General features: G+C 57.1%; 9 protein-coding genes and 1 CRISPR repeat array. All 9 genes read left to right on the forward strand.

The window, feature by feature from the left end; all coding sequences use genetic code 11:
* The first annotated feature begins 16 nt into the window (after positions 1–16).
* A complete protein-coding gene (gene cas5c, locus EZI54_RS12185) occupies positions 17–718 on the forward strand; it encodes a type I-C CRISPR-associated protein Cas5c (RefSeq protein WP_131482163.1) in 702 nt (233 codons plus the stop codon).
* Between the two features lie 5 nt (positions 719–723).
* A complete protein-coding gene (gene cas8c / locus EZI54_RS12190) occupies positions 724–2,721 on the forward strand; it encodes a type I-C CRISPR-associated protein Cas8c/Csd1 (RefSeq protein ID WP_242674446.1) in 1,998 nt (665 codons plus the stop codon).
* A complete protein-coding gene (cas7c, locus tag EZI54_RS12195; RefSeq protein ID WP_131482165.1) occupies positions 2,718–3,560 on the forward strand; it encodes a type I-C CRISPR-associated protein Cas7/Csd2 in 843 nt (280 codons plus the stop codon). Before cas8c ends, cas7c begins: the two co-directional genes overlap by 4 nt.
* Before the next feature lie 6 nt (positions 3,561–3,566).
* Positions 3,567–3,854 carry a DUF4258 domain-containing protein gene (locus tag EZI54_RS25440; protein WP_131482166.1) on the forward strand — a complete coding sequence of 96 codons (288 nt, stop codon included), beginning with the start codon at positions 3,567–3,569 and terminating at the stop codon, positions 3,852–3,854.
* Complete coding sequence (locus EZI54_RS12205; protein ID WP_131482167.1) at positions 3,854–4,078, forward strand: type II toxin-antitoxin system MqsA family antitoxin; 225 nt, start codon at positions 3,854–3,856, stop codon at positions 4,076–4,078. The genes EZI54_RS25440 and EZI54_RS12205 overlap by 1 nt, the downstream gene beginning before the upstream one ends.
* A gap of 16 nt (positions 4,079–4,094) precedes the next feature.
* Positions 4,095–4,721: a CRISPR-associated protein Cas4 gene (gene cas4, locus EZI54_RS12210; RefSeq protein WP_131482168.1), complete on the forward strand. Its 627-nt coding sequence runs from the start codon at positions 4,095–4,097 to the stop codon at positions 4,719–4,721.
* Positions 4,718–5,737 carry a type I-C CRISPR-associated endonuclease Cas1c gene (cas1c, locus tag EZI54_RS12215; protein ID WP_131482169.1) on the forward strand — a complete coding sequence of 340 codons (1,020 nt, stop codon included), beginning with the start codon at positions 4,718–4,720 and terminating at the stop codon, positions 5,735–5,737. Before cas4 ends, cas1c begins: the two co-directional genes overlap by 4 nt.
* 10 nt (positions 5,738–5,747) lie before the next feature.
* Positions 5,748–6,041 carry a CRISPR-associated endonuclease Cas2 gene (gene cas2, locus EZI54_RS12220; protein WP_131482170.1) on the forward strand — a complete coding sequence of 98 codons (294 nt, stop codon included), beginning with the start codon at positions 5,748–5,750 and terminating at the stop codon, positions 6,039–6,041.
* 178 nt (positions 6,042–6,219) lie between these two features.
* Positions 6,220–9,751: a CRISPR direct-repeat array (repeat unit 32 nt; unit sequence GTCGCGCCCTCCGCGGGCGCGTGGATTGAAAC).
* Positions 9,752–10,018: 267 nt separating this feature from the next.
* On the forward strand, positions 10,019–10,839 hold an 821-nt coding region (gene tssI / locus EZI54_RS12225), incomplete at its 3' end, for a type VI secretion system tip protein TssI/VgrG (protein ID WP_131482171.1).

Consider the following 10,839-nt stretch of genomic DNA (forward strand, 5'->3'; position numbering starts at 1 on the left):
ACGCGGGAGTTGCAACATGCAAAACAGTATCAGTTTCAGGGTTTGGGGGCGCTATGCCCTTTTCACTGATCCGGTTACCAAAATTGGTGGGGAGAAGTGTTCTTATCATGTCCCTACATACGAGGCGATAAAAGGAATTCTTAAGTCGATTTACTGGAAGCCGACGATTACATGGATTGTGGACCGGGTTCGGGTTATCAAACCGGTCCGGACCCAGACCAAAGGCACCAAGCCACTGGTCTGGGGCGGTGGCAACAGTCTGGCAATTTACACATTTCTGCGAGACGTAGAGTATCAGGTTGAAGCCCATTTTGAGTGGAACGAGCATCGCCCGGAACTCGCCAATGACCGGGTAGATGGGAAACATTTTGCCATTGCGAAACGCATGCTTGAGCGTGGTGGGCGCCAGGATATTTTTCTTGGGGTAAGAGATTGTCCTGGCTATGTCGAGCCGTGTGATTTTGGCGACGGTGTGGGTGCCTACGATGATCTGGATGAGTTGGGCTTTGGTTTGATGTTTCATGGATTCGACTACCCCGATGAAACGGGTTTTGATGAGCTTCATAGCAGGTTTTGGCGCGCGACGATGAAGACGGGGGTCCTTGAATTTCCGCGCCCGGAAGCCTGTGAAATTCGCCGGTTTGTGCGGGAAATGAAGCCCAAGAACTTTGAGGAAAACGTGAATTTTCTTCCGGTAGAGCAGGAGGGGGTCCTGTGAGCTGGATGGCGAAGCTGCATGAAACCTACGAGAGGGGTATGGAGCTTACCACCGCAGACGGTAACGCATTGATGCCAATTAGCCACACCCTCCAGAACGCCCACATCAATATAGTTCTGGATGATAAGGGCAATTTCAAACGAGCCAGCGTACTGGAGAAGACTCAGATCGTTCTTCCTGCCACGGAGAGTTCCGCCGGCAGGAGTAGTGGCGAGGCGCCGCATCCATTAGCTGACAAGCTTCAGTATGTGGCTGGCGACTATCAAGCTTATGGCGGAAAGAAGAAAGCCTATTTTGATGGTTACATTTCGTTACTCGAGGATTGGTGCAACTCGGAGTACTCCCACCCAAAGGCCATAGCAGTTTTACGTTACACCGAAAAAAGAACAGTTATTCAGGATCTTGTAGCGTCAGGTATATGTCAGGTGAACGAAGCAGGAAAGCTGCGTAGTGACTGGACCACTGAGGATGGAGAGATTCCCGGATTGTTCAGGGTGCTGCCAAAAGAGCAGGGAAAAACGGAACAGGGAAATGCACTGGTTTGCTGGACTGTTGAATCGGAAGGCGATGCAAATTCCCAAACATGGCGTGATGAGAGCCTTCAGAGAAGCTGGATTGAATACAATGCGCGAAGTGCCGGTAAACCAGACCTGTGTTATATCTCGGGGGATCAGTTACCTCGCGCCAGTAACCATCCCGCCAAGCTGAGACACACCGGCGATAAAGCTAAACTTGTATCCGCGAACGATACGGCGGGCTTCACATTTCGTGGTCGGTTCAATCATGCTGAACAGGCCGCTGGTGTCAGCCTGGAGGCCACTCAAAAAGCGCACAATGCACTCAGATGGCTCATATCACGGCAAGGGTATCGCAACGGCGATCAGGTAATGGTTGCATGGGCCATCTCAGGCAAGCAGATTCCAGAACTTCTCGCTCCCACTCATGAATTTGATCTGACTGATTTCGGCGTCGTTGATGCTCAGGACGACTCCGACAATGATCCAGTCATTGATCTGACCAAAGACCTCGGCCAACGTTTCGCGCAATCCTTAAGTCGTTATATGGCAGGTTACCGCGCAAAACTCGATCCGATAGAAAGTGTTGTGGTTATGGCACTGGACTCAGCTACCCCAGGGCGGATGGCTGTTACATATTATCGGGACTTCATGGCTGAGGAGTACCTGGGAAAGATCGAAACCTGGCACCGGGAGTTCGCCTGGCCACAACGGGTACCTCGAGAAATGCCAGGCAATGGTCGTAGCAAGCGAACCGTCATCACATGGCCGATTAGTGCCCCTTCACCCTGGGCCATCCTGAATGCTGCCTACGGTGATGTCATAAAGAGCAATGAGACGCTGAAGAAAAGTCTTTACGAGCGTCTGTTGCCTTCGATAACGGAGGGCCGACAAATTCCTGTGGATATCGTGAACCTGGCAGTCCGGCGAGCATCCAACCGGAACAGTTCTGAACGATGGGAGTGGGAGCGAAATCTGGGTGTTGCCTGCGCCTTGTATCGTGGGTTCCATGCCCGTCACCCCAAGCAGCCATTCAGGAGAGAATACAACATGGCTTTAGATACTGAATATCACTCCAGGGATTACCTCTATGGGCGCCTCCTGGCTGTCGGGGAGCGTATCGAGGAAATGGCCATGCTCGTGGCCTCAGAACCGGCACGATCAACTCAGGCGAGTAGGCTGATGCAGAGATTTGCTGATCGGCCGGCCTCAACCTGGCTGACAATCGAAAAAGCGCTGGTGCCGTATCAGCAAAGACTGAAAAGTAAGAGGCCAGCACTAGAGAGCGCATACAAGTCCATATTAGACAGCATCTGTTGTGCCTTCGATAGTCCCAAAGAGTTCAATAGCGATAAGCGGCTGAGTGGTGAATACCTTTTAGGGTTTCATTGCCAGCGCAAGTGGTTACAAGACTACAAACTGTCTGGCGGGCAATGGGTTGCCAAGGCTACGGCTGAGATCACGACGGAAGAAGGAATGGAGCAATGAGTACACTGTCCAGAAAAATTGATTTTGCGGTTGTTTTTTCAGTAAAAAACGCAAATCCCAATGGTGACCCGTTGAATGGAAACCGCCCGAGAACGGATTATGACGGGTATGGCGAGGTGTCAGACGTTTGCCTGAAGCGTAAAATCCGTGACCGTCTTCAGGGGATGGGTGAGGCTATCTTCGTGCAGTCGGATGAGAAGAAGCAAGATGGGATGACCAGTCTGCGAAATCGTGCGGAATCCGATGAGTTTGGCCTGGGCAAAGATGCTTTCAATGCCAAAAAAAGCGCGCCTGGGGAAACGGCAGCCCAGGCTTGTAAAAAATGGCTTGATGTCCGGGCTTTCGGGCAACTGTTTGCTTTTAAGGTGGAGTCCAAAGACGGTGTGTCCATACCTATTCGTGGGCCAGTGTCGATCCACCCTGCTTTTAGTATTGAGCCGGTCAGCATAACAAGCTCGCAGATAACAAAAAGCGTGAGCGGTGAAGGGGATGGCAGCAAGCGTGGGGCCGATACCATGGGCATGAAGCACCGCGTTGACGACTCGATATACGTTGCCTTTGGTGCAATGTCTCCTCAGCTCGCCGAAAGGACTGGGTTCAGTGATGAAGATGCGGATAAATTTAAACAGGTGTTGCCTAAGCTTTTTGAGGGCGATGCGTCGTCTGCCCGACCGGAAGGGAGTATGGCTGTTGAAAAAGTTATCTGGTGGGAGCATGCGAGTAAAGGCGGACAATACTCGTCAGCAAAGGTTCATCGGTCACTGAGAGTCAGTGAAGACGGAACGATATCCCTGGATGAGCTGGATGGACTTGCTCCGGAAATCATAGAGGGGTTTTGATCAGGGATGAGACAATGTTCGTCTGTTTCATACACGGGCCATGCCCTCAGAAGAATGTTTGAGAGAGGCCTGTCGAGCGAAGAAGTTGTCTATGTTATCCAGGCTGGTGACATGATAATGGATTATCCGGATGACCGACCATACCCCAGTCAACTTCGGCTTGGTTGGGTTAACAACAGAGCTATTCACGTGGTTGTCGCGCAGGAAACTGAAAGCTGTGCGTGCTACGTGATAACTGCCTACTACCCAACTCAGGACGTCTGGAGCGAGGACTTCAAAAGCAGGAGGTCGTGATGAAGTGTTTGATCTGCAAGCAGGGTGAAATTCACCCGGGAACCACAACGGTTGCCCTAACCCGGGGTGAAACAACCGTTGTTATCAAGAATGTGCCTGCCGACATTTGCGAAAACTGCGGCGAGTATTACCTGAGTGAAGAGATTTCCGGAAAGATTCTGGTCATGGCAGAAGAAGCGGTAAAGCTCAACCACGAAGTCGAGGTGATTCAGTTCGCCGCCTGACGAAGGCCCGCTGCACATGCAGGACGAAAAGCTCATACCTCTCTCGGCGCTGCAACACTACGCCTTCTGCCCCCGGCAATGTGCCCTGATTCACAATGAACAGGTATGGGCGGAAAACTGGCTGACGGCTCAGGGGCAAGTGTTGCATCAGAGGGTGGATAGGGGAGACCCGGAAACCCGCAAGGGAATCCGGTATGAGCGGGGCGTTCTCGTCAGTGCGGAGTCGCTTGGAATAACCGGCAAGTTGGACCTCGTTGAGATCGACTTGGCAACGAGGGCCATGAAACCAGTGGAATACAAAAGAGGTAAACCAAAGCAAGACAACTGGGACCGGATTCAGCTTTGTGCTCAAGGGTTGTGTCTTGAAGAGATGCGTGGTCAGCAAGTGGATTCAGGATCATTGTGGTATTGGCAAACCCGTCACCGGGATGATGTTCCATTTACTGAGCAATTGCGAGACGAAGCCCGACAGGTGATTGCGGATGTTCGTGACCTTCTCACCAGCGGTAAAACTCCCAAGGCCGCTTATGCGAAAAAGTGTGACGCTTGCTCCCTGTTCGACCTCTGTAATCCAAAGCTTTTGAACAGGGATCGAAGCGCCCACTACGTCGACGATCTGTTCGATGACGGGGATGCACAGTGAAAAAACTTCAAAACAGTCTGTATATCACCCGGCAGGGCGCATACGTCCACAAGGAGCGTGAAACTATTGTCATTGAGCATGAGCGCCAGAAACTGATGCAGGTTCCGATTCATTCTGTATCCGGGCTGTTCTGCTTTGGCAATGTTTTGGTATCCCCAGCGTTAATGGGCTTTTGTGGGGAGAAGGGCGTAAACCTTGCCTTTTTCACGGAGTATGGCCGTTTTTATGGCCGGTTGCAGGGCAAAAAAGCCGGGAATGTGTTGCTCCGGCGAGCTCAATATCATGCAGATAGCAAGACAGCGCTGGAAATTGCGCGTTCATCGGTGGCAGCAAAGCTGGTCGGTGCGCGGAATGTCCTGTTGCGCCACCAGCGCAATCATGGAATTTCTGGTTCGGTGGAACGTGCTGTCAAACATTTGGCTGCATCCATCAGGCTGGCGCGATATGTGGATAATCTGGATTCGCTTCGAGGTATTGAGGGAGACGCCGCAGCTACGTATTTTTCGGCTTTCGAAGAGCTCATCAATGAAAATCTAAGGGGTGACTTTCCATTTTCCGGGCGCAATCGCCGCCCACCCCGTGACCCCGTCAACGCCCTTTTATCGTTCGTTTATGCCATTCTCGGGCAGGATATCAGTGCAGCCTTGAATGGCGTGGGGCTTGACCCCCAGGTTGGTTTTTTGCACGCAGATCGGCCAGGGCGAGATAGCCTTTCCCAGGATCTCCTGGAAGAATTTCGGCCCTGGTTGGCGGACAGGCTTGTATTGAGTCTGATCAATCGAAGACAACTGAAAGCCTCTGACTTTATTACGGAGTCTTCTGGTGCGGTCAGGATGTCTGACGATGCGCGTAAACAGTTGCTGGTAGCCTATCAGGAAAGAAAGCAGCAGGAAGTGATGCATCCGTTTCTCAAGGAAAAAGTGCCGATAGGGATTGTTCCACATCTACAGGCGATGTTGCTTGCCCGCCATCTGAGAAACGATCTGGAACGTTACCCACCTTGTGTGCTCCGATAGGAACCCTACAATGATGGTATTGGTTACATATGATATTTCTCTGGAAGACACTGGCGGATCCGCTCGTCTGAGGAGAGTTGCCAAAGCATGTTTGGATTATGGAGTGAGAGTTCAATACTCGGTCTTCGAATGCGAAGTTGATCCGGCCCAATGGACTTTTTTCAAAGACCGGTTGCTGAGCCTTTTCGATGAAGAAAAGGACAGCCTGCGGTTTTATAAACTGGGGAAAAACTGGAAGAACCGAATCGAACACCATGGTGCCAAACCTGCACCCGATATATTCCGGGACGCAATGATTCTTTGAACGCTAACCGGCGGTGCTCATTAAAAACCCGGAATGTTAGCGAAAAGCCAGGGCTGTTGTGGTGCCTGGCTTTTTTCTTATGAGGTAAAACTTTTTCCAGTCAGAGGCCGTCAGAAATGGTTAGGATAGCGTTTTGGAGTGGTTGGTCGTTTATAAGTCAATAAGATAGGATGGGGCGGTCGCGCCCTCCGCGGGCGCGTGGATTGAAACATCAAGGCGCTGCTGCTCTGCCTGGCGCCATGGGGTCGCGCCCTCCGCGGGCGCGTGGATTGAAACCTGTTCGGAGACGCCCTGCTGTTAAGCGTGGGTAGTCGCGCCCTCCGCGGGCGCGTGGATTGAAACTGCGAACTGGACTACATGCATGAGCAGAAAATCAAGTCGCGCCCTCCGCGGGCGCGTGGATTGAAACCAGGGCAGGGGCGTGATTAGCCCCTACGACTATGGTCGCGCCCTCCGCGGGCGCGTGGATTGAAACCGGATGGAAGTGCAAGATCTTGGCATTGAGTGGCGTCGCGCCCTCCGCGGGCGCGTGGATTGAAACAGTAGTATTTGCTCAGGCTAATACTATAATACAACGTCGCGCCCTCCGCGGGCGCGTGGATTGAAACACCGTGGCCGATATCACCGGTGAAGCCGACCCATGTCGCGCCCTCCGCGGGCGCGTGGATTGAAACCCTAAAATCCAGATATACCGCGCCTTACCGCTTAGCGTCGCGCCCTCCGCGGGCGCGTGGATTGAAACCCCGGTCTGCGGACGTTAGCGCCTCGTCATCGGGTCGCGCCCTCCGCGGGCGCGTGGATTGAAACTGGGGAGTAAGGCTATTCGGAATGCGAGGAAGATGTCGCGCCCTCCGCGGGCGCGTGGATTGAAACCAGTGGCGCCAGCCGTTGGGGCAGTGGAATCCCCGTCGCGCCCTCCGCGGGCGCGTGGATTGAAACCGATGGGAGACCGAGGGCGACTCGCTGATCCTCGGTCGCGCCCTCCGCGGGCGCGTGGATTGAAACGGGCTCGTCGCCCTGACGACCGCGCAGCTGTCAAAGTCGCGCCCTCCGCGGGCGCGTGGATTGAAACGGGTCTCCGATCCATCTTGCGGCGCGTAAACTGGTCGCGCCCTCCGCGGGCGCGTGGATTGAAACGCCTCGGCCTGCGCGATCGCGTCGATGATCTGCGTCGCGCCCTCCGCGGGCGCGTGGATTGAAACTCGTTGGTCGCGCCGCCTTTCACGAACGGGACCGTCGCGCCCTCCGCGGGCGCGTGGATTGAAACGTTGGTGGTGATCTCGATGTTAGGCATTGGAAGCGTCGCGCCCTCCGCGGGCGCGTGGATTGAAACGCCGGCCCATTTTGCCTCAATGCCGACGTCGGTCGTCGCGCCCTCCGCGGGCGCGTGGATTGAAACTCGTTGGTCGCGCCGCCTTTCACGAACGGGACCAGTCGCGCCCTCCGCGGGCGCGTGGATTGAAACAGATATATTTTGAATTCGTTGATCGCTGCCTGGCGTCGCGCCCTCCGCGGGCGCGTGGATTGAAACATCAGGCCGTCGATCGTGTCGCGGATTGTCCCGAGTCGCGCCCTCCGCGGGCGCGTGGATTGAAACAAGGACGGCAGCGGGCACCAGGCATACCCGGCCAGTCGCGCCCTCCGCGGGCGCGTGGATTGAAACTACAAACTCGACCATGACGCCCCCGTTAGATCAGAGTCGCGCCCTCCGCGGGCGCGTGGATTGAAACATAAAGCCAGGGGGTAAGCCGTGAAGTTGTCCAGGTCGCGCCCTCCGCGGGCGCGTGGATTGAAACCACAAGATATTGGGGTGTAGTACCCAGTCCATCTGTCGCGCCCTCCGCGGGCGCGTGGATTGAAACCAAAAGGAACAAATCCGCGCCCTGGAACGGGACAAGTCGCGCCCTCCGCGGGCGCGTGGATTGAAACACGTAGGTCATGCGGTGGTATTTCGACGGGGCGGGTCGCGCCCTCCGCGGGCGCGTGGATTGAAACTACAAACTCGACCATGACGCCCCCGTTAGATCAGTCGCGCCCTCCGCGGGCGCGTGGATTGAAACAGGTTGCCCGGCCCCCAGTTATAGGCCGCCAGGGTCGCGCCCTCCGCGGGCGCGTGGATTGAAACATGTAGCGCGCCGCGTAGTGGATGGACGCCACCGTCGCGCCCTCCGCGGGCGCGTGGATTGAAACCAGGCCACACTCGCGTACCCGCATCCTGGCGTAGGTCGCGCCCTCCGCGGGCGCGTGGATTGAAACTCGCCCACGGAACTGGAGTGGCCGGCCTTCCAAAGTCGCGCCCTCCGCGGGCGCGTGGATTGAAACTACGGCAGCGAGAGGACGGAATATTGACCGCAGTGTCGCGCCCTCCGCGGGCGCGTGGATTGAAACCTGGTAGGTCGCATCCTTGCCCGGTGACACGTAGTGTCGCGCCCTCCGCGGGCGCGTGGATTGAAACAAAGGCCAGTTTGGTTTTGGTGACAAAATCCAGGTCGCGCCCTCCGCGGGCGCGTGGATTGAAACAGCTCCAAATAGCCGTTTTCGAGCGTTCCTGTGTGTCGCGCCCTCCGCGGGCGCGTGGATTGAAACACATGCTGCAGGGAGCCCATATACAGCGCGGCCAGTCGCGCCCTCCGCGGGCGCGTGGATTGAAACCAGAAAGACAGGCTGATTGCGGAGCGTCTTTCGCGTCGCGCCCTCCGCGGGCGCGTGGATTGAAACACGAAAAGCGGGAAGACGGCAGAAGCTGCGACAGTCGCGCCCTCCGCGGGCGCGTGGATTGAAACTTGATTGAGAGGATCTCGCCGATGCGATAGCGGGGTCGCGCCCTCCGCGGGCGCGTGGATTGAAACGCGGGCTCGCCCCCTCCCCTGCGGACCTGCCAGGTCGTCGCGCCCTCCGCGGGCGCGTGGATTGAAACGGGCGGGTACACAGGAACAGCGGGTTGGATTGAGTCGCGCCCTCCGCGGGCGCGTGGATTGAAACATAACGCGTCAGCCTGCACAACTCGCCCTCACGGGTCGCGCCCTCCGCGGGCGCGTGGATTGAAACCAGATCTTGAAGGTGACCCCCTTCTTCGTCTGGCGTCGCGCCCTCCGCGGGCGCGTGGATTGAAACCGAAGTGGACATTACCGGCCGCGTCGGTCCATTTAGTCGCGCCCTCCGCGGGCGCGTGGATTGAAACTTTATGAGGGCGGGCAGAACCAGTCACCTATGGAGTCGCGCCCTCCGCGGGCGCGTGGATTGAAACCTCGAGCTGGCGGAGCATGCTGGCGGTGATCTTCAGTCGCGCCCTCCGCGGGCGCGTGGATTGAAACTGGAATCTGGCCCTCGATACCGCGCGGTCAAAGCGTCGCGCCCTCCGCGGGCGCGTGGATTGAAACTAAAAACACCCGTCCCGGGCCCGCGTTGGGCGGAGTCGCGCCCTCCGCGGGCGCGTGGATTGAAACTTGCGGCCTGAAATCCAGTCATAAACCGTCTTCGTCGCGCCCTCCGCGGGCGCGTGGATTGAAACAACAAGTTGGATCAGGTGCGGGTGGCCCTGGAAATGTCGCGCCCTCCGCGGGCGCGTGGATTGAAACTTTTGTGACCGGCGCCTGTTGGCCTGCCGGGCGCGTCGCGCCCTCCGCGGGCGCGTGGATTGAAACTCCTGCCCGGCCGTGAACCCATACCGCCCCGCAGGTCGCGCCCTCCGCGGGCGCGTGGATTGAAACCTGGTTGATGCCGAAGGTGATCCAGAACAGCATGAGGTCGCGCCCTCTGTGGGCACGCGGAGGGACCGCTGCCAATTCCCATATTTACTCCTCGGCCACTCCGTTCCCCGCCTTCGCGGGGTGGGCCGTACTGACTTCGTTGCTGTTTGTTGTGAGCAAATAGTGCTTATTGCCAAGGTTAGGCCCGTCCGATATGGTTGACTTCGTTTTAGGTTGTCACCGTGCTCAGGATGAGTGCGACTCCTTTTCAAGTTCAAGGAAGAGACGATGCGTGATCATACTGGTTTGCAATTCACGGCCCGCCTTGGGTCGTTGCCCGACGATACCTTTGTCGTGGCCGCCTTCGAGCTGAAGGAGGCCTTATCCCGACCGTTTAAACTGACCCTCAAGCTGGCCAGCACCTTCGCCGACCTCGCCGCCAGCGATGTGCTGGACCAGGGCATGGAACTGGTGATCTGGCAGGACGGCCAGGCCCTGCGCAACGTCCAGGGCGTGGTGACGTCTTTCAGCCGGGGCGACAGCGGCCACCGCCGCACCCGCTATGAAGTCGAGGTGCGACCCGCCCTGTGGCGCCTGGGGCTGATGCACAACAGCCGCATCTTCCAGCAGCAGACGCCGGATGTGATTCTCGGCACCCTGCTGGACGAGCGCGGGCTGGTGGACAAGACCTTTGATCTCAAGCGCCCGCCCCAGGAACGGGAATACTGCGTCCAGCACCGGGAGACGGATCTGGCGTTTTTATCCCGCATTGCCGCCGAGGAAGGCTGGCACTACCGCTTTGACCCGACCACCGCCGGTCAGCCCATTGTGATCGCCGACCACCACCGGGACGCCCCGCAACTCCCGGAAGTGGGTTACAACGCCACGTCCGGCGGTTCCCACAAGACCCCCTGCGTCTTCCAGTTCAGCTACACCGAGACCGTCTCCGTCGCCGGTGTGGCCCTGAAGGACTACACCTTCAGGAACCCCGCCTACGCCCTGATGCACCAGGCCCATGCGGCGGACCTGGACAGCCAGCGCAGCGACTACGAGCACTACGACTACCCGGGCCGCTTCAAGGGCGATGCCTCCGGCCAGCCCTACACCGA

This window comes from Marinobacter halodurans, assembly GCF_004327985.1.
GTDB lineage: Bacteria > Pseudomonadota > Gammaproteobacteria > Pseudomonadales > Oleiphilaceae > Marinobacter_A > Marinobacter_A halodurans.